The sequence below is a fragment of the Nitrospira sp. genome (assembly GCA_024998565.1).
Classification (GTDB): domain Bacteria; phylum Nitrospirota; class Nitrospiria; order Nitrospirales; family Nitrospiraceae; genus Nitrospira_A.
In genome coordinates this window covers 367,782-393,398 of sequence record JACOEM010000002.1, presented here as the reverse complement: position 1 = coordinate 393,398, position 25,617 = coordinate 367,782, and the positions used below count along the sequence as shown (strand labels likewise).

The window sequence follows — 25,617 nt, the reverse complement described above, 5'->3', positions numbered from 1 at the left end:
CCTAGCGTCACCGGACACCCATTACTTCGCAATAACCTGGCGAAAGTACTCCGTGGCCTTCCGAATACCATCTTCGAGTTCTACTTTCGGTTCCCATTCTAAGAGACTCTTGGCTCTCGTAATATCAGGCCGACGAACCTTCGGATCATCTGCTGGGAGCGGACGCTCTTCGATGACACTCTTGGAACCGGTAATTTTCAGAATGATCTCAGCAATACCACGAACCGTAAGTTCTCGTGGATTCCCGATATTGACCGGATCATGAATGCTGTCCAGGATAGCGTCGGGCTTCTGAGTGAGGAACTTCGTACGATCAGTGCGTTCCGCCACAGACTTGTCTGATTTCACCATCAATAACGCCACGATACCACGAACCAAATCATCGACATAGCAAAAGCTACGTGTCTGGGAGCCGTCGCCAAAGACCGTCAGCGGTTTTCCCTGAAGGGCCTGTACGATGAAATTCGAGACGACCCGACCATCCTTCGGCCTCATCCTGGGGCCGTACGTATTGAATATCCGAACGATTCTTGTGTCGACTCCATGATATCGGTGATAGGCCATCGTCATAGCCTCAGCAAATCTCTTCGCCTCATCATAGACCCCCCGCGCGCCGATGGGATTCACATTACCCCAGTAGGTTTCCGGTTGAGGATTGAGCAACGGGTCGCCATAGACTTCAGAGGTGCTCGCCAATAGAAACCGGGCCCCTTTGGCTTTCGCCAATCCCAACGCCTTGTGTGTTCCCAAGGCCCCCACCTTCAAAGTCGCAATGGGCATCTCAAGATAATCCTGAGGGCTCGCCGGGGACGCAAAATGCATTACCGCGTCCAATTGCCCATCGACATGCAAATAGTCACACACGTTGTATTTCACAAAGCTGAATTTCGGATTTCCGATCAGGTGAGAAATATTTTCCGCTCGTCCGGTGATCAAATTATCCAGCGCAATCACATCATGCCCCTGCCCAATCAGCAGATCGGATAAGTGACTACCGAGAAACCCTGCTCCACCCGTAATCAGAATTCGCATGAACCAATTCCTCCTTCGTATTCACTATCTTACTGGTTAGTCGAGCTCAAACTCTTTCTTCCAATCAGAATCGCCTTCAAGCGGCTTCTGATCGCCTTTCAGCAACACGCAATTCTCCAGCACGAGCACGTCCATTTCCGTTCGCATAAAACATCGATAGGCATCTTCCGGCGTGCTGACAATTGGTTCCCCCCTCACATTGAAGGAAGTATTTACCAACACGGCATGCCCCGTCTTTGCTTCAAAAGCTTTTAGCAACGAATAGTAGCGTGGATTTGTGTCCTGATGGACAGTTTGAATCCGCGCTGAGTAGTCAAGGTGAGTCACAGCGGGAATATCAGACCGCGGGATATTCAACAGTTCGATCCCCCACAATCCATCTTGCGCGGAACTCACAGGAAGACGTCGTTCTTCTACGACAGGAGCTACGAGTAGCATATAGGGGCTGTCGGCATCGAGGACGAAATAGTCGGAGACTCGTTCGCGCAAGACCGACGGTGCGAAGGGCCGAAACGATTCCCGATACTTAATCTTAAGGTTCATCACAGACTGCATGTCCCGATTGCGCGCATCGCCTAGTATGCTACGGCCTCCCAATGCCCGAGGTCCAAATTCCATTCGTCCCTGTAGCCAACCCACGACCTTCCCTGCAGCAAGTTCTTCGGCTACACGGGCATAGAGTTGATTCTCATCGAGCCTGACATACGGCGCATCAACCTTTTTCAGATAGGCTTCAATTTCCTCGTTGGTATGACAGGGACCTAAATATGATCCCTTAATACCATCCTTGCCGGAAGTCACCTTGCGCGGTTGTTGTTCATACTGATGCCAGGCAGTTAATGCAGCACCTAACGCACCTCCGGCATCGCCTGCAGCAGGCTGTATCCAGAGACCCTTGAAGGGTCCCTCCCGAAGAATACGCCCGTTCCCGACACAATTCAGCGCCACACCACCGGCCATACACATATAGTCTACTCCGGTCTCTCGATGGAGCGTCCGCGACAGACGTAGCATGACCTCTTCTGTCACTTCTTGAACTGAACGAGCTAAATCCATCTCCCGCTGCGTCAGCTTGGATTCAGGTTTGCGAGGTGGCCCCCCAAATACATCATCAAACTTGCCGCCGGTCATCGTCAGTCCGGTGCAATAATTGAAATAATCCATGTTGAGCCGGAACGTTCCATCCGGCTTGAGGTCCAGCAAATGTTCGTAAATCGCTTTCACATACTTCGGCTCGCCATAGGGCGCCAAACCCATTACCTTATACTCGCCCGAATTCACCTTGAAACCCGTATAGTACGTGAAGGCGGAATACAGCAGTCCAATGGAATGAGGGAAAGGAATTTCCCATAGTGGCGTCAACGTGTTCCCTTGCCCAAGCCACGCCGACGTAGTAGCCCACTCCCCAACCCCGTCCATGCACAAAACCACCGCTCTCTCGTAGGGAGAAGGGAAAAAAGCCGATGCCGCATGGGATTCATGGTGCTCGGAAAACAAAATCTGTGGCAGGGAAGATGTCGTCAAGTCCGGGGCATGCTGGAGGAATTCCTTCTGCAGTAAACTCTTCAACAGAAGCTTCTCTTTCAACCACACCGGCATGGCAGCCACGAAAGATTGAACACCCCTAGGCGCAAAAGCAAGATAGGTTTCTAGCAATCGCTCAAACTTCACCAGCGGCTTGTCATAGAAGACGAGGTGCCGCACATCTTTGAGCTCTATCTGTCCTTCACGAAGACAGTAGTCGATGGCTTTATGAGGAAACCCCGGATCATGCTTCTTCCTCGTGAAGCGCTCTTCCTGAGCCGCGGCAATGATTTCCCCGTCGCGCACCAAACATGCGGCACTGTCGTGGTAAAAGGCAGAAATACCAAGAATATTCATCGCGACTCCCCGCCTGTAAAAGAAATGTGTCTCTGCACTAATCTAGCACCGTTTAAGCAATCCCACAGTACTCTGTGAGAGGGGGTAGCCCCGGCTTCTACTGAGATGGTTATTATCATGATACTTACCGGTGGGCCTGGCACTCCTCGATGAAGCCAAGGTATCGATGTGCAATTGCTTCCCAGTTGTATTCTCGACAGGCCCACTCTTTTCCCTGCTTAGCGAGAGTCTCCCGAAAAGCTACGTCAGAACACAACCGGATCAGGCCTGTTGCGAGAGCTCCAGAATCCTCTGCCGGCACCAGAATTCCGGTTGTGCCGTCATGAACAATTTCTGGTACACCGTCAATATTGCTCGCAATGACAGCCTTCCCACATGCCATCGCCTCTGCGATGACCAAAGGCATCCCCTCTGCTCGCGAGGCCAGCACAAAAGCAAGGCACGTCTTCATCAGACTGAGTACCTGCCTATGGGATTGATTGCCCAAAAATCGCACCTGACTTGACACGCCCTGGTCGCGTGACTGGCGTATCAAATTTTCCCGTTCCGGTCCATCACCTGCAACAACAAGCCGCAACACCACACCCCGCTCTTTCGCTTCCCGCAATGCGGCGATCACGAGGTCTATCCCCTTCCGCTGAATCAGGTGTCCAGCGGTCAAAAGATAGTCTGGAGGCAGATCAGAACCCGCCTCACCTGCTTCCACCGACCGGATAACGTCTAGCGGTGCGCCATTGGGAAGCTGTCGACTGCGCCTAAGCTGGACGCCCTGCAAAACTGATTCAACTTTGGCCAGGAGCGTTCGTGAGACGCCCAACACCAGGTCAGCCTTCTCCAATAAGAACCGAACCAATCGTTGTTCTCGCCGATCCCATAGACATAAGTCATGCGCATCGTTTCCTTGATAGGTGATGAGCAGAGTTCCTCCGAATACACGCTTTAATATCCCAAAATAGAACATCGCAGGAAGCGGATACTGAATTAACACTGCATCCAGCTGTTTCTTCTTAGCCAGCCAGATGAGTTGTACCATCGTAATCGGAAACCAAATACAACACATGACCATGGCACGAAGAGGATACTGCGAAGAGACAGGCGACCGGAGATACATGCCGTAGACTGGGATTTCATCCAGTGTTTCAATTTGACGAAGCCGATTCTCGCGGTCGGCAACAAAAATGGTGATATTGTGACCTTTCTTCTGAAATTCCCCCGTCAACCGCGCAACAACGGTACTGATCCCCCCGGTGAGGGAAGGTCTCCAGGGGGTAACGAGCATAATGTTCATAGTTGAATTGCACCCACTCCTACAAACCGCCTGCCGCTTTCGTTATTAAACCAGAGGGTTCGTTGCCGTCAGGACACTTGCCGACTGACATAGGTCTTGGCGAAGTCCATATACAGCTCCAGATTTAGCGGCCACTGTCGGATTAGGGCACCAAGCCGTTGCCGCGCTACTGCACCCGAACATTCCCGTCGCTCAAGATACGCCAGTTGCCGCTGAGTTGTGTACAGCTGAGCTTTCACCAGTTGCATGATCTCAGGCCCCTGCGACCGTTCAAGACCATACTCCGTTGAGAGAATTTCGTATATCTTCACAAAATCTCCCAGAAGCCGACGCTGGCTGGACATGAGACTCCCCGCCCTCCAGCGATATTGGCCCAGCGGTTCAGGCAGATATCCAATTCCATACCCCTGTAGGCCCACACTAATCCAATGCAAATAATCCTGAGCAACCGGCAGGCGCGGATCAAATTTTCCTGCATCGTCAAATGCGGTGCGACGCTCCACCACCGTCAACGTCTGGATATGAGACCGCAGCAACAGATCCCTGACACACTGCCCCTGGGGAATAGGTCTCTTGGTGTCCTGATTGAAGCAGGCGTGCAGGACTGTGTCCTGTTCATCGATTACCGACACCTCTGTATGGACAAATCCGCAGGTGGAATGCGCATCAAGAAATTCGACCTGTCGAGACAACTTGTCGGGGCGCCAAAGATCATCGGCGTCCAGGTAAGCGATAAGTTCTCCGCTCGCTCTCGACAGGGCTGCATTCCGTGCCGCCGAAGCCCCCTGATTGGTTTGATAGACGTACCGTACCGATTCCTCGTAGGCCGCTATCAACGCCTGGGTGCCATCCGTCGATCCATCATCGACGACAATGATTTCGAAATCTCGGTAGGTCTGTCTCAACGCAGAGTCGATAGTCCGCCCAAGAAATTTGGCACAGTTATAAGTCGGAACTACTACGGATACGCGGGGCATGTGGGAATGTACCCAGGAAAAGCGACCTATACAACCTTGCCCGACAGCCGCGGTCGCAAAGCGGCCAGTGTCTTCTCCGTCGCAGTCTCCCAGGAAAACCACTCGGCGGCAAGCTTGACAGCACCAGATCGAAGGCGTTCACGAAGATCAGCACGGTCCATCACTTCCAGCAGGAGCCTCGTCACGGCCAGATGATCTTTGGGTTCGCAGGTCAGAACATTTTCTCCATGGACAAATGCCTTGTCCATTAAAGGCCCGCGCGTCACGATGATGGGAAGCCCGTGCGCAACCATCGAAGCGAAGGAGCTGTTGTTTAGCTGAACGCCTTCAAGAAAAGGTAGCACACATACGTCTGACGCATGAAGAAACAGCGATGCTTCCTCCTCCTCAGACTTAAATGCGCCTGTCCATGTTGTGACTCCGTCTATGTGCAACTCCTTCGCAAGCGCCTGCATCTCATCAAAATAGGAGGCACCACCTTCAACCTCCAAGCCAACCTTCCCTCCAATGAACAGGAGACGGGCTTCGGGTCGTTGCGCGGATACAGCCGCAAAAGCCCGTAACAGTGTTTCAATGCCTTTAATCGGATAGAGATATCCGAAAAACGTGACAACAAATTCGGATGACGTGATGCCTAACCGTTTCCGTCCGCGTTCGCGTGCCGTGCCCCCCGCATTCGACGCGATGAACAAGTTCGGAGGTGGAGGGATTAACGCCACCTTTGGGCTGACGGGAGGCCATTCTTCGTGCAACATAGCACGGTGACGTTCGCACAATGCGATGACAACATCACTATCCCGCAACAGTGTCCCCGAGCTATACGCCACATCCTTCCCGCCAGCCCATTGAACCATCAGCTTCCTGAACAAACGCGAAACAATGCCTGTCTTCGACGGATCAGCCCCCACAAACGCGCTCTCATACCGGGTTACAAACGGAACGTTTCGAAACAACCCCTTGGAAAGCGTGGGCAGGAAAGTCACCATTGGATGAAATTTGTACATGAGTCCGATATACATGAGAAACACAGCATCCGGCGAACAGTTTTTGAGAAAAGACCGAACCCTTAGCAACTCAAGCCAGCCCCATGTCTGCATGATAGGATACACGCGAATCTGAGGATCGTCGGTACCAACATTGCCAACCGACGTGAGCACATGTACGTCAATACCCCGCTCAGTCAATTGCCGACACAAGTGGTAGGTATTGGTAGCCTCCCCTGCATGCATCGGAAGATAGGCTGCTGAAATTACCAGGACCTTCATGGCGTATGTATTTCTTCCAAGTCTGAGTTAGCACAGATTTTTCAGATCGGCCCATTCATCGCAGCAGCCCGTTTCATCCAGGACTGGTGAATTTCCTCGAAGATGTGCTTCAACGTTTTCGTAATCCCCCAGCCGGGATACTGCGTCGTCATTTTCTTCAGATTACTGATATAGCAAATATGATCACCTTCGCGATTCTTGTCGACATATTCATACAGCATCTTCTTACCAGAAATAGCTTCGATCATCTCGAATGCCTCATAAATGGAGCAACTGTTTCCACGCCCCCCTCCGAGGTTGTACACCTCACCGCTTCGTGGGTTCTCGATGAACGCGTGAATGAATCGTGCGACATCCAGGGAATGAATATTGTCCCGAACCTGTTTTCCTTTATAGCCGAAGATGCTGTACTTCTTACCTTCCAAATTGCATTTGACGAGATAACTCAAAAATCCATGCAACTCCACGCCTGAATGATTGGGTCCGGTGAGGCAACCTCCACGCAAACAACAGGTCTTCATGCCGAAATAACGCCCATATTCCTGCACCATGACATCCGCGGCCACTTTCGAGGCACCGAAAAGCGAATGCTTTGACTGATCGATGCGCATGTGCTCCGTGATTCCATCAAAATCATTGGGAGACGCATAATCCCAACGTTTATCCTGCTCCACGAGGGGCAACTCATTCGGGGCATCGCCATACACTTTATTCGTAGACATATGGACAAACACTGCTCCTGGCGTGTGCAACCTGGTCGCTTCAAGGAGGTTCAGCGTACCCACCGCATTGGTATCGAAATCATCGAACGGAATCTTGGCCGCGAGATCATGCGAGGGCTGTGCTGCCGTATGCACAATCACATCAGGCTTGAGCTCTTGAATGAGCGCCAATGCACCCTTGCGGTCTCGGATGTCGAGTTCATGGTGGCGGAACTGTTTCAGATCAGCCTGCAGCCTGCGTTGATTCCAACGCGTGTCGCCTTGTGGTCCAAAAAACGTGGCCCGAGTGTTGTTGTCAACTCCATGAATTGACCATCCTTGACCATGGAAGTACGCGCACACCTCAGAACCGATGAGACCAGAAGACCCGGTAACAAGCATTCGCTTCATGATGTGCTTACTCCCTCCCTATTCTCGACTCACTATACTCAACATTCATCAAGGGCGGGCTCCAGTTCTCATTTCAGCGCGAAAATGACTGGCGAGCGCCTCTGCTGCCAATTGATGCCCCCGCTCATTCCAATGACCACCATCTGCAGCGTAGACGTCTTCCCCACGATGGTGGGCTTCATGAACTACCGACGCCACATCGTCCCAATAGGCAATGCCATGACGGGCCGAGATGTCACGAAATGCTTGATCGTAGGGCTCGGCTCGCACGCAATTGAATGCCATGATCGATCGATTTCCCACTTTCCTCCGGACCCTCCCCATCAACTCATCGGTAACTCCTACCGCACGAACAAATCCAGGATGTCGCATCCCCTCCGATTCAATAGCCACTTCAACCGTGTCACGAGTCCTCACCGCTCGCAGCCGGTCAATACGGCTCACAATAAAATAGAGGAACCGACTCCTACGGTTGATCCACTCTCGAACTTGAAGTGAGGACTCCTTCGGTGATAACAGCTGCACCTGCCCCTTCTGCAAATAAGGCCTGACCCACCCATTGTTATTCACAAGGCTCAATCGCTCAAGCTCATTATCATTATTGATAAAGTCGTTCGCGCAATACTGCCAGAGAATGACGTCTGGTCGAATGGTATCGATATACCGATCGAGTATCATGAGTTCCTGCAGTGTCCCGTAACCACCAGCACCGTAAGCAAATACCTCAACGCCCAGTAGCTGGGCTAATAAAGCATGGTACGTACGATCATCCGAAACTGCCGTGGCATGAGTAAACGAATCGCCAATCACCAGAAGCCGAATTTTCTTGGAGTCGAGATCGCCGAACTGGCGAAATCCGTACTGTTTTTGAGAGCGCCGAACTGTATAGGGCCGACCTGCATTGGTTCTCTCTACCAATGTCTCCTGGTAATGTTCGGTCGCTTTCCAGCCGAGTTCGTGATCTAGGCTAATAGGTCCAATCCTTCCACCGTCGACACTTTCGAAAAATGGAATTCCGTCTCTCAGCAAATGGATAGACCGAATCGTCAGTTCGCCAAGACCAAGCATGATCGCAGCAGAAACTACCGTGGCGACACCTAGCGCCACGACCATCGCAAAACGTCTTGCCATCGCCGACCCCATCTGTGGCTACACTGGCCCTGTCGATCAAGCCGCGTGCGGCGTAATCAGATAGGGTTCCCAAAAAGAGCGATCGTAGCGTGGCCAGGCATGACATCCAAATGGCAACTGGTGGTGATTCATGTCGTAACACAAGCGAGGTGCCACCTCGAACGCAAAGCGCAGGCCGACTTCGACCGAGGCGACTCTGAAGTCAGGCACATAGTGCTTGGCACGATCAGACCAAAAATGGTCTTCATTCTTGGTCCCGTCAGGACGGAGGTGCCACTGTGACATCTCAAGACGTGCATTGTTCAGCCAGGATAGCCGCTTTGCAAAACGCCTCGGCAGATTAAGCATTCGGACATAGGCAGGCATTCCTGCATACCTCTCCCGCCAATATTCTTCCGGCTCCATCCAATAGACGTCCGATTGGAATACCTTGAGGAAACTCTCGATCTTCCGCAGAGACAACCCGCCATTTCCCACCCGTGCTTCCTTCACCCAGGGGCTGTCCGCACAGTGAATCCATGGAGGACCGATATAGTCCAGCCCCATATCGCACCAGGCTTCTAACTGATCCGAAAACACCAACGCATCAAGATGATAAATCAGTATGTATTGGTACTCACTGAAGGAACGGTAAAAGGTTTCGGACAATAGGAGGCGTGTATTCGCGGCAACACTCCCGAAATATTCATCGCCAAAACGCTTGAGCGAACAGCTGGGTAAATCGATGTTGAGTGAGTTCGGCACCACCAGATACTTGTCATACGCATGCAGATAATGTGTGAGATGTTGAAAAGAGATCTGCTCATCAGGAGTGAGCTCACTCCGATTATGCATCGGCACTACGACAGCTACTTTTTTTTGATGTGTATTCACCGTTTCAACCTGTCCATTTCAAAGCATTCTGTTCTGATCGACCTCAAGAACGCAAGAATCGGAGCCACCGCAGGCCACAAACAGGTATGTAGCAGAACACACTTACCGGCTCGATATTTCGACACACACGATCGGCAGACGTCACAGTTTCCCTAACTGCCTGACCACCTCTTCGCCTACGAGCTTATGCCCGGCTTCATTGTAGTGAGCGTATCGTCGAAACGGAAAAAGCGATAAGGGATCCGGATGGGTGACAAATACCTCATGCATGTCCATTACATGCACCTTCAACCGCCTGGCGATCCCCAGCACGTTGTCGCGATCCTTGCTGGCCAGTTCAGGGAGGCGATATCGTTCCCACGTTGGCAGATAGACAAATACGACACGCCCTTCCCAGGTCTTTGCCGTCGCCTGGGCCTCGGCCAGAATATGCTCGAACAGTTGAAGGTCTTCCGGAGCAGCGGGTGCGCCGGAATGACGAAGGAACTCCATCAATTCAGCCGGAAACCCCTGTTCTGCTGGGCGGCGCTCATAAAATGACTGCACGGCATGACGGAGATGGTGAAGCTTCAGGATGTTCTCAAGAGAGATCGGAGCGGTCGCCTTTGCCATTGCGGCATCAAGATAGTCCCTCAACAAACGATCGATTTCAAGTTGCCGCTCAAATAAGTGTTGAGAAAATGAGGGTGACAAATACTTCATCAAGAGCGGAGAGTTCTTCTCCCATCCGTCGAGATCTCTGAGATCATTGCCTTCATAATAAAACCACAGCACCAGTTTCGGCTTAAGAACCGGACCGTACTCTTTAAGCGTCGCTAAGCTCGTGAGCGGACCATGGCTATTTACGCCCAAATTCATCGTATTCGGATGATGTCCCCGGACCACTGCCACGAATCCTTTATCTGACGAAACGCACACTCCATGGGTATAGGAATCACCCAGCGCAAGAAGTTCGACCGGTCTGTGTTCCCACATGCCACGCGGATTGTGAAAGCCGTGCTCATCGCTTTCGTATACGACATACTCCCCGCTCTCGTTGCAAAATACCGTCGTCGTAGCGGCCATTCCAGCCACTGGCAAGAATTCCTCCTGCTGGCTAGTCAGTACGGATTGGATACTGTCACTGGATGACGGTGCAAACAGGACCATTGGGAAGACATCCGGATACGCATTGACGCCATGTGCCCGCATATCCAGGATCACCTCCAACCGCGAACGAGCATCGAACTTCTGGTGAGTCTCCTGCACAGTCTTCATTCGTTCAGCCGCAACCCGTACGTTTTCGTCCTGAGGGAAGCTTAACCACCCTTGAGCCCCCAAGGAGGTAATTGCTGTGCCGGAATAGGCGAGGAGCAATTCAGCCAGATATACCGCGACACATGTGGATACGCCGACAAGCACACTGTTGATCCTGGCGGATTCCGACATTCGTACGCCGAGCGCCAGTATCACTGCAAGCCCCACGAACACCAGATAGCGGAGCGACATGCCATGGCGCCATGCCAAGAAAGCGAACAAGCCCGCACAGAGCGCAGCCCCTAACAAAAGCACACAATTTGCCAATATTCCCAGCTGACGCCCAAGCTTAGCCATTCGTCGGTGCGCTCCCTACGCCCCACAGAGGCTTGACGGCGAAGACATGGTCCTCCGCCTTCTCCGAATCGAACATCTTTCGGCAAATGCTGCTATCGTCTTCCATGCTTTGCCAAAATCATTTCTATCGTTGCACGATAGGAACGCGCAAATTTCTCCGGCGTGTTATTGTTGTGGGCCGCTTCCCACGCTTTTTTAGCCTTCCGACGCAATTCATCCACAGACATCGCGGCAATCTCGCGCACCTGACGCATGATGGTTTCGATCGAGGCGTCCGCCAAAAGGAAACCAAAATTCTCCACGTCAATTGAAGCTTCATAGGTCACCACAGGGATTACCCCTGCAGCCATGGTCTCTACCACAGCCGCCGCCCCTGCCTCAGAACAAGAGGGAAAGACATGTGCGAGGGATTGCTCCAAAACCATTCGAAACTCCTCACTGGACTTATCAAGCCAACCTACACACTTGATATTCGGCGTGTGGAACAATTCCTTCCGATAAACATTCACAAACTCTGGTTCATTGCTTACGGGGCCCACAATGGTAAGCTGGTATTCCGGCATTCTCGCGAAAGCCTCCAGCACCAAGTCGAGTCCCTTGTGAACCATTCCTCGACTTCCAAACCAAAGAAACCGGTGGCGGGACACATCGAAGTCTTTGTTCTCCGGCCAAGGCCACATCTGCTGGACAACCATGGGTAACCGAAAAATCGGCTTATCCGCATAGGTATATGTGTTCACCGTAAACTCATTGCCGCAGGTCGTGAGGTAATCCGCGTGTTCAACCCCTAAATGCGGTGTTTCCAATCGATTCGCCGGAACCGTGAGCCCCTTCCGCCGTTGAAACGCCAACATTCTGCCCATTTCAGCCGCGTTTTGGTAGACAATCTGAGCCGTATCACAGTGCAAAATCTTGATGCAGGTAGAAGGCAAATAAGGTTGTAGTCGCTGCAAATTCAGACGTGTATCAACCACAATATCGTATGGCTTCCAGGGAATGAATCTCTGATTCTCACAGTGAATCACATCTACGTCATAGCCCAAATCGACAAAGGTCTGCGCCATGATGATAGTCTTCAGAAACTGAGGGTGGCTGGTGGGTATGGGTTGCTCTCGCATTTTACAGAGCAACCCGTGATTGTCGTAAGAAATTAACACGTGACCGTGTGAACTTCCCGCGGCGTGCAAGAAAACAACACCCCCACGGAACTGAGGCCAGACACGGCGAGCCGCAGCAATCACTTCTCGTACCCATAGATACAGTTGGTACCGTTGCAAGTATCGCCACAATCGTTTCAACACGTCGCCCTCTGCCACCCTTCAGGAATCGGCCACCCAACTTGCCGCCAGCCATCTACTGCGGCAATCCATTGATGGGAATCCAGAGGATGGGAATCGATATGATGCATCCCGCCTTGGGTCCAGAGCCTCCAGCTCGGACCGAATAATGGACCACGCGAAGCGGGCTGCTCACGGTAGGTTGAAGGAGTCAGCTCCGTAATTTCGAACGCCCGCACCCTGGTTCCATAGACCGGAAAACAGTCCTGGGCAAACCTGAGGATACGATCGCCCACAACCACGACTCGTCCCGCCGGCCTTGCGATATGGGGGTTCTCTTGAATGATCGGAGATCGAGGATGCTCCTGCCAGGGCCCCCGAAGGTCAGGAGCATGATAGAGACGAAGCGTATCGTGAGCCAAGGTAGGGTTGGTTTCACTGAATAACCACCATCTACCGTGATGATAAAAGATTGAACTATCATTGAAACGATGGCCTCGGAGCAATGTGTCGGTACACTCCCACTTTGTCGGAAATGATCGAGCCTCGTAGAGACGCACACTCTCCGCCTGGTGGGTTTCCGGAATCATGTAATATCGGCCGTGCCACTCGAAGACGTAGGGATAGGACAGGTGAAATGATTCTTGTAATACAACTTTCTGATAGGTCCAGGCAAACCCATCCTTGCTGGTAGCCCAGGCAATCTCGCCACGATCAGCATCAAAATTATACACCTCGAAAAACATGTGCCACAGATCCCCGACTCGAAGCAGGAATGGATCCGCGACGAACATCGCCCTCACGTCCGAAACATCTTCCCGAGTTAGTACCGGATTGAGTCCGCCTGGCGCGTGACGAAGACGCAAGGGCGACGCACCGGTGACAATCCCTATCGACCAGAGTTGATGAATGGCCCCCTGTTCCCCCAACAATCGGTCCGCAATGCTCAAAGGACAAAGCTCGCGAATTTTTCGCTTCGCATACCACTTTAGGACCTGCTGCATCGCTGTGGCGGTCATGCATACCCCATAGCAGCATGAGTAGTGTACCAAGCAATCGTCCGCCTCAAGCCCTCATCCAGGGAAATCTGTGCACGCCACTTCAACAGTTGGTTGATTTGCATGATATCGGCGCTTCGCACCGGTTCCGACGGGCGATCCGGCAACATACCGAATAGCGGTTGCGTCTGCTCTCCCATCAGTAAGAAAATCCGCTCGACCACTGACCGGACTGTCCGGTTAGTTCCCGTTCCCACATCAAAACAGTTCCCCTCAATGTCCGGAACCGCCGCAGCCGCCAGGAACGCCTCCACGAGATCATCGATAAAAATCCAATCCACCTCCCAGAGGCAGGAAGACAGCCGAGGGGATTCTCGCCTGAGAAGTGAAAGAATGACTGACGGAATAATTTTGCTTCGGTCCTGGCCGGGCCCGAATGTCATGAATGGAGTAAGAACTACGGTCGGCGTCTGATAGAGCAGATGAAACATTCTCGCATAGGCGCTCGACGTCCATTTCGCCGCCGCATAGGGAGAACTTGGAATCGGTGCGTGCTCGCTCCAAGCCGGTTCAGTAAGTGATCCGGTCATCACAATACGGCCAGAGCCAGCCTCTGTTCCCGCCACAAGTATATTAACAGCGCTTACCACAAGCCCTTCGAGGGTAGGTAATACGAGATCAAGATCCGGTTTCGCGCCGGCAGAGCCAGCCAAATGGTACACCACCATTGGCTTCAAGTCCGTCAGCAGTTTCCGCACACGATCGATGGCCGTAAGATCAACCTGCCACCAATTCGGCCCACCCGGCTGCGATCTCCGCTCAACGCGTGAAGTCGCGTGTACTTCCGCCCCCAGCTCGAGCAACCGTCGACACAGATGTGATCCGAGAAACCCACTGCCTCCCGTTACGAGTATTCTTTGGCCACGCCACCGATTAAGATTTGGCATAGAAGCAATACGTTTACAGAGACGAAGTAGGGACATCCTTTGGCTTGTACTGCAACTCGCCGTTTTCCTGCACGCCATCATCGTAGAGTGCGACGATCTCGGCAGGGATCTGGGACAAGTCTGTTCCGCGCAGGTAGTCTCGCATGGTCGTTCCCGTGCACTCTTCATCAACGTGAGGTGCGCCCCGGCGAGCGGCAGCATCATCCACATTCACCACACGGAAATCGATACTGAATCGGGTCTTGCCGGAGGTATTCGGCACACTCGAATGCAGCTGAGCCGCCGAAAACAGAATAATTCCGCCGGCAGGAACAATGATGCGAATTTGGGGATCGATCTCAATCGTTTCAATAGGCTTGGAAAGAGGTCGTGGGTCGGCTTTCAGAAATTGAGAGACATGTCCACCCCGATGTTGCTTGTTCCACTCGTAGTAATTGTGACTGCGGGAATCATTCTTGACAGCCCGATTCCAGTACTTGGGATGAAAGGCCATCGCATTATCCGAACGGATGTCGTAAATAGGAATCCACCAATTGATTTGACAAGGCGGGGCTGAATACCAGGTATCCCGATGCGGATGCCACGCATACGCTATTCCGGTCGTCAGATAGTTATCGCTGGTTGAACTTCGCATTTTGGGGACATCAAAGTAAGTTTTCTCGGGATCAGCCCCCATCTCCGCCAACAACGCTCTCAGGTGTTTCTTGGAATCCTGGTGATGAATAAAGTGTGGCTTCAGTTTACCTAGCACTTCGGCGTATTGCTCAACCGGCAAGTGATATTGCGCGGTCTCAGGATCGAGCGGGGCAAAAGCCTCTTCGATCAACTTGCGTGCATGGGCCACTAACGCTAGGGAATGCTCTCGAGGTGAATACGCTACCAGCTGCCCTTCAAAAATCAGTTTCCTTCTCTCGTCATCAGTCAATTGGGCATCATAGTAAATTGTGTTATTCATTCGGTACCTCCTTTGGCGTTACGCGCTTGATGATGCGCGTTCGCAACTGGACCGCGACACGGCGCTCACTCACAAACACCCAGACCCTCCAAGAACCATCGCATTGCGGCTAGCATCACTGAGAGTTCTGATTCCCATCTGCGCACGCTCTCGGCACCCTAACCAGCAGGACGTAGCAATCCCTGACCTTCCAACGCATCAGCGGCTAGCTTGATGGTTGAAAAGGGCAACCCCGCTCGCTCAGCTATTTGCAATAAGGTGTGCGCCCCGTCAGACAGGTTCAAGACCCAGAGAAGAGCCATTTCCGCGCTCTGCCCCGTGACGTTTCCTCCGATTGTGCGATAGAGACCACGTTTGCCTAGCTGTGGTTCGCCATGGGGGGACGTGTTGACGTACCCCCTATTTGACTCCAACACCTCTACGACTGACTGGACCACTTGGAGGGATCGCGACAGTGATGTCGGTTTGACAAAATCAAGATTGTCGGCAGACGTGTGATACTCCGGATACCCTCCATTCGCCCGACGCATGAAACATCCGACGGGAAGGTTAAATCCCGGTGAACCATACTGGCGCTCATCGTATCCATATGGGATAAATTCAGTGACCGCAAACGACTCTCCCGAGTGTCGTAAGACATGGGCAAATGCCGCATCAATGTCGGCATTGCCATCTCGACTTTTCTTGTAGGTGAAGCCCCCCTCATCACCCACGCCGGTCAGGACAAAGCCATGCTTGATGTTGGACACCTTCTGCTGGTTGAGGGCTAGCCAGGTGATCGCCCCGATAGTAACCGGAAGGAAGAGGAAACGATATGAGTATCGACGTGAGCCAGTCTGTAACGATTTAGCCAGGAACGTCGCTACCGCAATTCCTGATAGGTTGTCATTACACAGTGATGGATGGCAGGCATGACATGAAATGAGCACCTCTTCTGTAGTGTCCCCGGGCAAATAGTATTCGCCATAGGTGAGGTGTCCCGGCTTCAAGGACGAGTCAATCACGACGTCATAGTCTTCATCACGAAGGTCCAGATATTTACGATGGCTCAGACAAAATCCCCAGGACTCTTTGTAATAGGACGTTCTATAGGGGATCCAATCCGGATGATCCGGCAGCGTGAAGAGGTGCGCTTTGAGCTCGCGTAGCGGCATACGCGCTGCGGTCGGGATGCTATAACTCACCACATGCAAGTTGGATTGCTTAAAATCAATAACTCGCACCCCCTGACGATCAGCCACGTATGCATCCCGAATATTCCACTCGAGCGGGACCGTCCAATCAAACACCTGCGTTCCGCTTGGCACGGCAGTTATGCTCAACGGGATATGCTGTTGAATGCGCCCGAACGTGTCCCGGATACCCTGTCCTGTAATACTTCGACAGATCGGATAGAGTTCAGAGATAAATCGATACATCTCCTCGCCGCAACCGTCCGGCAAAACTCTGCTTGCATCAAAACTCTTCACGTCACCAGGCCCCTCAATATCCTCACCCACCAAGATTCATTCGGCAAAACAGCTTCTCTCTACACATCGATCAGGGGCATATTCGAACTTCCGGAATCGGCACAACAAACTGCCCACCCCAATTTCTGACGTAGCTCATTTGCTTCATGATTTCTTCTTTGAGATTCCAGGCAAGAATCAACACATAGTCGGGCTTCGTTTCCTTGATGCGTTCGGGGTCATGAATGGGAATATGCACCCCGGGTAGCCAGTGTCCTTGCTTGTACGTGCTTCTATCCACGAGATAGTCAACAAAGTCCTGGCGTACCCCGCAATAATTGAGCAGCGTACTGGCCTTCGCCGCGGCACCATATGCGACTACTGATTTCCCTTCACGTTTTGCCCGAATCAGGAACTCCAAAAGCGCTCGTTTCGTCTCCCGGGCTTTCTCAGAAAAAGAAAGATAGTGAGCGAGTGTCGCGAATCCCTGTATTTCTTCCTTCTTCTTCAGGGCCATCAACCGCTCGGTCACCGGCTTTGAATGATGCTCATCATGACGAGCGTAGATTCTCAACGAACCACCATGCGTCGATATTTCATCGACATCGAAAATGGTCAGGCCATGTTTCGCGAAGACCTGGTTCACGGTAGTCAGTGAAAAGTAGGAAAAATGCTCATGATAAATCGTATCGAACTGATTCAGGCCCATGAGATGCATCAGATGAGGAAACTCAATCGTGATAATCCCCTCAGGTGCCAAGAGGATTTTGAGCCCTCCGACGAAATCATTCAGGTCCGGCACGTGCGCCAAGACATTATTGCCGATGATCAAGTCAGGACGCCTTTCCTCCGCTACTAACTCTCGTGCCGTCTGGGTCCCGAAAAACTTCACGCAGGACGGAACACCCTTCTTGACGGCCACTTCAGCCACATTCTTGGCCGGTTCGATCCCCAGCACGCGAATGCCTCGTGCCACAAAATTTTGCAGTAGATAGCCGTCATTGCTCGCGATCTCCACGACATAACTTTTGGCGCTCAGCGAGAATCGTTCCACGGCCATATCGACATAATCTTTGGCATGTTGGAGAAACACGTCGGAGAACGAAGAGAAATATGCGTAATCGGAGAAGATGTGGTCAGGGCTCTCAAATTCTTCTAGTTGGACTAACAGACACCGCTCACACACAAATGCCCGTAACGGATAGAACGGCTCCATCTGGTTTAGTTGATGGGCCTTTAAATATGAATTGGCCAACGGAGACATGCCCAGATCAAGAAAGACGTGCTGCAGAAGCGTCCCACAAAATCGACATCCGTCACGAAGCATGACCTGTTCTCCTTTGGCTAGAACGATAACGATACGGGCGCGCAGTCACTCAAGGGAGTCTTTCTCTAGGTAGATTCTGGCGTGTATCCAACGCCGCGCCACACGACCCCTGCCGCGGCCATTGCTGCAGGCTCGAATACGCCACGACCATCAATCACAAGAGCACGGGTCATCAATTTTTGAAAATTAGTCGGCTGAATACTTCGATACTCTGGCCACGCCGTCACGAGACAACAGGCGTCGCTCTTCCTCAACGCTTCAGCCCAATCTTCAGCAAACACGACATCCCGGAATTCCGGCCGCTTCTTCGCATGGGGCATGGCAATGGGGTCATGGACGAGCACCTTCGCGCCTTTCTTCCGAAGCTCAGCCACCAAGGGCAAAGCCGGTGATTCCCGCAAATCATCCGTTCCAGGTTTAAATGCGAGGCCCAGCACGGCCACAGTCTTGCCTGCTAGGCTCAACTCTTTTTCCAGCAGGGCAACCATTCGGAGAGGCTGGTCGGCATTAATGTCCAACACGGCGTCCAACATCCGAGTCTGTTCGCCCACCGTACGCCCAAAGCTTCGAAGCGCCGCCACATCTTTCGGAAAACAACTGCCGCCAAACCCCAAACCATGCCAAAGATACTCCGTTACTCCTGCCGCCCCACCTACCGGTCCATTGATTGGCGTGAGCCGCCTATCAAGATGAACCCCCTTCCACACCAAACGTGCGTCGACACCGGGTACTGCGGAACACATATTGCCGATTTCATTCGAGAATGAAATCATCGTGGCAAGCAGGGAATTTGATACATACTTAATCATCTCAGCCGTGCGCGGGGTTGTCACCAATTTAGGACAGGTGAAATCGGCATAGACGTTTAGAAACACCTCTGCGGTCATGGAGTCTGTGGCACCGACCACAATGCGGTCCGGAACACGAAAGTCCTCGACGGCACGACCTTCCCTCAAAAACTCCGGATTCATGCACAACCCCCAGCCGTCGCCCACTTTCCTACCCGAGTGAGACTCAATAGCAGCCTTCACCGGTCCCTCCGTGGTTCCAGGCAATACCGTACTCTTCACTGCCACAACATGGTATCCACGTTTACTCGCTAGAGCTGACCCGATTTCCTTTGCGGCAGCCACAATTTGCGACATGTCCATCCGACCATCCACCGTGGGCGTACCAACACAGATTAGCGTTACATCAGAACCAAGAATGGCGGTCTTGGCATCCGTGGTGGCAGACAGCGTTCCCTTGTCGCGCGCCGAACGGAGTAAATTATCTAATCCTATTTCATGAATCGGTGGACGTCCGGCGTTAATTTCCTGTACCACCTCAGGCCTGATATCGATACAGGTCACCTGATGCCCGCGCTCTGCCAAGCAGGTCCCTGATACAAGCCCCACGTATCCTGTCCCCATCACTGATATCTTCATGGTCACCCTAATGGTTAGCCGACACGTTCATCTTTCGCCAGCTCTTCCAAGCCAACGAACTTCTTGTACCACTGTAGCATTCTGCTCAGTCCAAACCGGAGATCGACCAGCGGGGTATAGCCGAGAAGCGATCGAGACTTCTCAAGATTCGGGCAACGGCGGTTAGGATTATCCGTCAGATAGTCGACTTCCTCACTCGGCGTATGGATAACTTTCCGCTTACTACCGGCCACCTCCAGCAACATACGCCCAAGCTCACGCATTGAAATTTCGGGAGAATCACTACCTATGTTGAACGGTTCAGCATGATGCGATGATAATAGGGTCAAGAGATATCCGGTCAGTGCATCCGAGACATAGCAAAACGTGCGGGTCGGACTCCCATCCGAGCGAAGGACGATATCGCGATCGGCCAGGATATCGCGACAAAAATCAGGCAACACGCGGCCGTCGGCCAGACGCAATCCAGGGCCAAAGTTGTTAAACGGTCGGACGATCTTCGCGCGCACATCATGTTGCTGATGGTACAAATAGCAGAGCGTCTCGCCCAAACGCTTCGATTCGTCATAACACGCCCGAGGACCGATACATGACACATTGCCACGATAGGCTTCGTTCGTTGGAATTTCATGAGCCGGCGGATCACCGTAAATCTCACTTGAGCTGAAGTAGAGGATACTTTCAGCCCGATGACTCTTGGCAAGCTCGAGCATATGCCGCAAACCGGAGATATTCGTATCCAAAGTTTCCAACGGGTATTGTCGATACACTTTCGGGCTGGCTATGGATGCACCGTGAATAATGAAATCGAACCGATGGCCCGCTGGTCCTGTCCAGGGCTTGGTAATATCTTGTCGAACCAGCTGTATGTCGGGGCTTGCAGCGACTAGCTCAGTCAGCCAGCGTGGACAACCCCGAATGTAATTGTCGGCGGCGACAATGGACAGACGCCCAGTCTTTAAGAGGTTCCTATTGAGATACGAAAAAAAATGGAGGAATCCGAACCCGAGAAATCCCGCTGCCCCCGTAACAAGAATATGCTTCCCGCGAAACGCCTCCAACCGAGGGCCCAGCGTCTTCTCCATTCGCACCCAATCTTCATCCAACCATGCCTGCGCCTGTGCGAACAAAGATGTATCAGCCGTCATTGACATTTGCTCCTCTCTGCCGGTCCACGATGCCGCCGAACGTCCGCGACTTTATGCATTTCAGAATCCCTATATTCAGTGTTCGTCACCATAACTTCCAGGGAGCCTTGCCAGAATTCCACAACTCCTCCAGGTAACTTTTTTCTTTTAGGGTATCCATGCACGACCAGAATCCGTAGTGTTTATACCCTACCATCTCGCCGGCGTGAGCGAGACGTTCGACAGGCTCACGCTCCCACGCCGTATGATCACCATCAATATAGTCCAGGGCTTTTGTGTTGAGGACAAAAAATCCGCCGTTGATCCACCCTTCCCCAGACTCAGGCTTCTCAAAAAACTCAGTCACTCGGTCTCCGTCAAACCCAATCCGACCAAATCTCGCTGGGGACCGGACTGAGGTCATGGTTGCAATTTTTCCATGGGAACGATGAAACTCCAGCAACTTGCTAATGTTCAGATCTGCCACGCCGTCTCCGTACGTCAACATGAATGTTTCATCGTTTTCTAGCCATTTCTTCAAACGCCTTACCCGTCCACCCGTCTGCGTTGTCTGTCCTGTATCGGCCAGATGAACGGTCCACTTCGGCTGGTTTCCATCATGGATTGTCGTTTTTCCCGTTGAAAGATCCACCGACAAGTCATTGTTGATGGCAAAGAAATTCAGGAAGTACTCTTTGATCATTTCCCCTTTGTAGCCAAGGGCGATGATAAACTCGGTCACCCCATACACCGCATGAATTTGCATGATATGCCAGAGGATTGGCTTGCCGCCGATTTCAACCATCGGCTTTGGACGAAGCACTGTTTCCTCGGACAATCGAGTTCCCAATCCCCCAGCTAAAATCACCGCTTTCATGTCCCTACCTCCAGCAATCAATCATTGTCGCCATCCGTACTGACATGGAAACCTACGTCAGAGCGTCGAGTACACTTCCTTCGCCTTCCCAGCATACGCCTACCTGCAGCAAGCACGAGGCATACTTGACCGGTAAGGCATTAGTCTTTACCATACCATCTTTAAGCTGAAAGACCTCCTCAAATGGCATTCTACTCGCAAGAAGGTGCAGCTGAGCTTTCCCGTTAAGACTTCCCATCGTCTCTGCATCATTCACACACACAAGGATCATTCCCACAGCCCAACGAGCCAGGAAACGTGAGGCTTATCTCGATCTCCGGCGTTACACAGACGACTATCTCCTATTCACACCGAAATCCTGCTCGCAGGCCAACAGAGTTACTTCTACGAACACATTTGCTTGCGTATTAGCCAGTCACAGAAAAACCAACAGCACAACGCTATCAATTGTCATGATGCCATCCTCTCAACCCAGCGAGGAGCAACCATACCAGTACTACCTACTGGTTCCCTCGTTATAGCGAGCGATGCTCTGTTGTCCATCGAAGCAAGGGCCTTACAACCCCCTCCCACCGTCCTGTCACGTCACCCCGTGCCGTATCACCGGTCCCGGGATCCACAACGCGAAAACCCACAGCTCGCGGCACATCACAATGTTCATGCCAAGGATCTTCCGAAAAGATCCCTCCCCCTACTACCATTGTTCCCTCTGACAGAAAGTTCCCAGGAATCCAGGCGGTACTGATATATCGACCTACTGGACGAGGACGCCTGTACCATACTGGGTCCCGGTCGTTGACGATGAACGCGATCACGTCTTCTTCGGTATTGAAACCAAATTGCGCAACAACCATCTGCCCTGGCTTGAGGATGTCATACTCGATTTCTACGCGCATAGGCTTTCGAATATCGATGACATCCGTAACTTGCCCCGCTTCGGATCTGACCCGTAAGGCACGGAGGCGAGCGACGTCATTGCCCGGAGCCTGGGTTGGATCCGGCCATTCCACTGCCGGTTGGATGTGTCCGGCATGGAGGTAGTGATTCACCACCTCATGCGCCGGCCCTGCCTGCACGATCTCCCCCTTGTTCAGCAGAATCGCGCGAGAACACATCCGCGTGATGGCCGGCATGTCGTGGGAGACGAGGATCACCGTCCGCCCATGCTGCCCCACATCTTCCATCTTCCCCATGCACTTCTTTTGAAACCGGACGTCCCCGACCGCCAACACCTCATCGACGATCAGAATGTCCGGATCCATATGGGCCAGCACGGAGAACCCTAACCGGACATACATGCCGCTGGAGTAATGTTTCACCGGTGTGTCGATGAACGGCTCCACTTCGGCGAACGCCACGATCTCGTCGAACTTGCGGGCGATTTCCTGTCGCTTCATGCCGAGAATCGCGCCGCTCATGAAGACGTTGTCGCGACCGGTCAGTTCCGGATGAAAGCCCGTGCCCACTTCCAAGAGGCCACAAAAGCGGCCGTGGATGAGCGCACGGCCTCGGGTGGGTTCCGTCACCCGCGAGAGGATCTTAAGGAGTGTGCTCTTACCCGAGCCGTTGGTGCCGATGACTCCGAAGACTTCGCCTTTTTTGATCTCAAACGACACGTCGCGCAGCGCCCACAGGGTGTCTTGGGTCTGGGGGGACGCCGGCTGCCCATTGATGAGACGGCGGAGCCCACGCGTCAAGGCTCCGGCCAGAGAGCCGTCTTGAGCATGCGTCGTCCCCAGGCGATAGCACTTGGAGAGCCCGGTGACGCTGACAGCGATGTTGCTCATCTAAATCAGATCAGCGAAGGTTCGCTCCACTCTCCGAAAAAACATGACACCTCCGATCAGCAAGAATCCCACAACAACCAAACTCACCGCCACCATAGTCCAGTCGGGGGCCGACTTGCCGAGTAGCGCCCACCGAAATCCCTCGATCACACCTGCCATAGGATTTAAACCGTAGTACCACCGGAGCGACTCGGGTACCAGAGATGCCGGGTAGAGCACCGGAGAGGCGAACATCCACAACTGCGTCATCAATGGGACGACCGAAGCCACATCACGATATTTCACATTGAGGGCCGACAGCCACAAACTTACCGACAACGCCGTGAGCAGCGCGACAACAACGAACAGAGGTAGAAACAGCACCGTCCACTGGGGCAGCACTTGATACCACGTCATCATTCCCATAAGGATCAGCAGACCGACGGTAAAATCAACGAGATTAATGAAGGTGGCAGCGATTGGAATGATTAGCCGTGGAAAGTAGACTTTCTTAATCAGGCCGCCTTCGGTCACCACGCTCAATGTGCTGCGCTCCAGGCTTCTCGCAAACAGGGACCATGGAAGAATGGCAGCGAATGCAAAGAGTGGATAAGGCAGTCCATCCGAAGGCACTTTTGCCAAGTGGCTGAATACCAGGGTGAAGATCAGCGTGCTGAGCAAAGGCTGCATGAGGGCCCAGCCAGCCCCGATAGCAGTCTGAGCATAGCGGGTTTTGAGATCACGCCATGCGAGAAAGTACAATAATTCCCGTGAAGCCCACAATTCACGCCATCCCACCTGGATATAACCTGTGCGGGGTTCTATTACCAACACGGCCATGCTTTCCTGCTCTACCGTAGATTCCATCGTGATACCTAGCTATTGGATTCCGCCACCCGAGGCGAAAGTTCCGGCGCAACTACCTCTCTGCTCCTTCTCGAGCACATGACCGGAATCCACTTCTTTTCATAGGTCTCCCCCAAGCGGAATATGTCAACGAATGTTGACGGATCCACACCACAAGAGTAGCACAGCCGCAGGAAATGATTTCTATCCTAATCAAATGCACTGCTTATGATCGAAGAATAGTGCACACACAATGAAGGCAAGCGAATACGCTTCTCGAGAGGCAGAGAACCATCCTGTTGAACTACAAGCACCCGCGCTTATGCATGTGAGAGAAGCGACTCGAGACGGGATCTGCTGATACCACTCTCGCAATGCGCCCCAACAGGCAAGAAGTCGACCCACGATGCGACTACTGAACGTCAGCACAGTTTGAGTTTTGTCGACATAAGGAGGAACTATCTAATCGCGAGCAACAAAACGTCAGTGAAGCCTGGGTATTGTCAATTTCAAAAATTGCCCTGAGAAGGATACTAACTGGGTAATGCCGGACGGACTTCTTTCACAATGCACCTACACTCCAGAAATCTGAGAAACCAGCCGCGCACTGTGCATTTGTTCAATTTGTGGAAAGACTTCTCGAATTGGAGCAAAAGAGAAATCTTGCAAGAGTTTCCGCATTCTGATTTCGGTCTTATCAAGATTCAAGTAGTGTCGCATTCGCGACACCACCGAACCCTCCATTCTTGGCTGATCTGGGTCGAATTCCCACGGATGCATATACATCACTAGTGAAGCTCCCTCGGCTTCCAACTTGTGAAGGAGCGCACGCAACAGCGCATACGGATACAACCGAAAATACCCACCACCAGCAACGGGTAGCCGCACCCCCAAGCACTTAACCGTTGAGGGAGGTACCTCCCACAGGAGACCTGATGCGGTCAACAGTTGATGTGCCTCCGGGTTTGCAGAGGGCACGCCATAGCGATCGTGGAGTACCGGAAAAATACTGGAATCGTAAACATAGCCCTCTTCAACCAGGATCTGAGTCGCCCACATCGTCTCTTTGGTGATGGAAAAGCTTGGTGCGCGATAGCCAAGTATAGGCTGAGAAAGAATGTTCTCTAAGATGCCCTTGGCCTTACGAACATCCTCGCGAAAAATACCAGGAGTTTGGCTTGTTATGAGTTCATGGGCATACCCATGTGAAGCCACTTCGTGCCCACTGGATGCGATACGGCGAACTAACGAAGGATACCGCTCTGCTACCCATCCTAGAATAAAGAAGGTTGCGTGAACGCCTCGACTTTCTAGCAACCCAAGCAGTCTCTCGGTATTGCCTTCGACGCGACTCTCAAATTGCCCCCAGTGCCTTCTTCGCATTGGGGTTTCAAATGCCGAGACCTGAAAATGTTCCTCGACGTCAAATGACAAACAATGTCCAGGAATTGCATCAGGCATTTGCGCCCC

General features: G+C 52.5%; 21 protein-coding genes. All 21 read right to left on the bottom strand.

Annotation, left to right across the window (positions count from 1 at the left end; all coding sequences use genetic code 11):
- Positions 1-21: 21 nt before the first annotated feature.
- The 21 genes from H8K11_05445 to H8K11_05345 all read right to left on the bottom strand — a co-directional run bounded on the left by H8K11_05445 (position 22) and on the right by H8K11_05345 (position 25,608).
- Positions 22-1,032 carry an SDR family oxidoreductase gene (locus H8K11_05445; protein ID MCS6263184.1) on the bottom strand — a complete coding sequence of 337 codons (1,011 nt, stop codon included), beginning with the start codon at positions 1,030-1,032 and terminating at the stop codon, positions 22-24.
- 36 nt (positions 1,033-1,068) lie between these two features.
- Entirely contained in the window at positions 1,069-2,913 is a 1,845-nt protein-coding gene (locus H8K11_05440) for a carbamoyltransferase (GenBank protein MCS6263183.1), read from the bottom strand.
- A 124-nt stretch (positions 2,914-3,037) separates the two neighbouring features.
- A complete protein-coding gene (locus H8K11_05435) occupies positions 3,038-4,201 on the bottom strand; it encodes a glycosyltransferase family 4 protein (GenBank protein ID MCS6263182.1) in 1,164 nt (387 codons plus the stop codon).
- 68 nt (positions 4,202-4,269) lie between these two features.
- Entirely contained in the window at positions 4,270-5,178 is a 909-nt protein-coding gene (locus tag H8K11_05430; GenBank protein MCS6263181.1) for a glycosyltransferase, read from the bottom strand.
- Positions 5,179-5,204: 26 nt separating this feature from the next.
- Positions 5,205-6,443 (bottom strand): glycosyltransferase family 4 protein, encoded by a 1,239-nt coding sequence (locus H8K11_05425; protein MCS6263180.1) that lies wholly within the window; start codon positions 6,441-6,443, stop codon positions 5,205-5,207.
- A gap of 41 nt (positions 6,444-6,484) precedes the next feature.
- Positions 6,485-7,555, bottom strand: a complete 1,071-nt coding sequence (locus H8K11_05420; protein ID MCS6263179.1) for an NAD-dependent epimerase/dehydratase family protein — start codon at positions 7,553-7,555, stop codon at positions 6,485-6,487.
- Between the two features lie 48 nt (positions 7,556-7,603).
- Positions 7,604-8,686, bottom strand: coding sequence for an SGNH/GDSL hydrolase family protein (locus tag H8K11_05415; protein MCS6263178.1), 1,083 nt, complete (start codon positions 8,684-8,686; stop codon positions 7,604-7,606).
- A 36-nt stretch (positions 8,687-8,722) separates the two neighbouring features.
- The gene (locus tag H8K11_05410) at positions 8,723-9,559 is read right to left on the bottom strand and encodes a hypothetical protein (protein MCS6263177.1); all 837 of its coding nucleotides are present in this window, start codon (positions 9,557-9,559) and stop codon (positions 8,723-8,725) included.
- Positions 9,560-9,700: 141 nt separating this feature from the next.
- Entirely contained in the window at positions 9,701-11,152 is a 1,452-nt protein-coding gene (locus H8K11_05405; protein ID MCS6263176.1) for a hypothetical protein, read from the bottom strand.
- Positions 11,153-11,244: 92 nt separating this feature from the next.
- Positions 11,245-12,468, bottom strand: a complete 1,224-nt coding sequence (locus H8K11_05400; protein MCS6263175.1) for a glycosyltransferase — start codon at positions 12,466-12,468, stop codon at positions 11,245-11,247.
- Complete coding sequence (locus tag H8K11_05395; protein ID MCS6263174.1) at positions 12,447-13,448, bottom strand: hypothetical protein; 1,002 nt, start codon at positions 13,446-13,448, stop codon at positions 12,447-12,449. Before H8K11_05395 ends, H8K11_05400 begins: the two co-directional genes overlap by 22 nt.
- Positions 13,445-14,410, bottom strand: a complete 966-nt coding sequence (locus H8K11_05390) for an NAD-dependent epimerase/dehydratase family protein (GenBank protein ID MCS6263173.1) — start codon at positions 14,408-14,410, stop codon at positions 13,445-13,447. Before H8K11_05390 ends, H8K11_05395 begins: the two co-directional genes overlap by 4 nt.
- Complete coding sequence (locus H8K11_05385) at positions 14,388-15,329, bottom strand: phytanoyl-CoA dioxygenase family protein (GenBank protein ID MCS6263172.1); 942 nt, start codon at positions 15,327-15,329, stop codon at positions 14,388-14,390. The genes H8K11_05390 and H8K11_05385 overlap by 23 nt, the downstream gene beginning before the upstream one ends.
- A gap of 158 nt (positions 15,330-15,487) precedes the next feature.
- A complete protein-coding gene (locus tag H8K11_05380) occupies positions 15,488-16,747 on the bottom strand; it encodes a DUF4910 domain-containing protein (GenBank protein MCS6263171.1) in 1,260 nt (419 codons plus the stop codon).
- 121 nt (positions 16,748-16,868) lie between these two features.
- Positions 16,869-18,104 carry a class I SAM-dependent methyltransferase gene (locus H8K11_05375; GenBank protein ID MCS6263170.1) on the bottom strand — a complete coding sequence of 412 codons (1,236 nt, stop codon included), beginning with the start codon at positions 18,102-18,104 and terminating at the stop codon, positions 16,869-16,871.
- 65 nt (positions 18,105-18,169) lie between these two features.
- A complete protein-coding gene (locus H8K11_05370; protein ID MCS6263169.1) occupies positions 18,170-19,531 on the bottom strand; it encodes a UDP-glucose/GDP-mannose dehydrogenase family protein in 1,362 nt (453 codons plus the stop codon).
- A gap of 14 nt (positions 19,532-19,545) precedes the next feature.
- Positions 19,546-20,679, bottom strand: a complete 1,134-nt coding sequence (locus tag H8K11_05365; protein ID MCS6263168.1) for an NAD-dependent epimerase/dehydratase family protein — start codon at positions 20,677-20,679, stop codon at positions 19,546-19,548.
- 85 nt (positions 20,680-20,764) lie between these two features.
- The gene (rfbF, locus tag H8K11_05360; protein MCS6263167.1) at positions 20,765-21,535 is read right to left on the bottom strand and encodes a glucose-1-phosphate cytidylyltransferase; all 771 of its coding nucleotides are present in this window, start codon (positions 21,533-21,535) and stop codon (positions 20,765-20,767) included.
- 515 nt (positions 21,536-22,050) lie between these two features.
- On the bottom strand, positions 22,051-23,322 hold the full coding sequence (locus tag H8K11_05355) for an ABC transporter ATP-binding protein (protein MCS6263166.1): 1,272 nt from the start codon (positions 23,320-23,322) through the stop codon (positions 22,051-22,053).
- Positions 23,323-24,168, bottom strand: a complete 846-nt coding sequence (locus H8K11_05350; protein ID MCS6263165.1) for an ABC transporter permease — start codon at positions 24,166-24,168, stop codon at positions 23,323-23,325.
- A gap of 552 nt (positions 24,169-24,720) precedes the next feature.
- Positions 24,721-25,608 (bottom strand): DUF3473 domain-containing protein, encoded by an 888-nt coding sequence (locus tag H8K11_05345; protein ID MCS6263164.1) that lies wholly within the window; start codon positions 25,606-25,608, stop codon positions 24,721-24,723.
- Between the last annotated feature and the right edge of the window lie 9 nt (positions 25,609-25,617).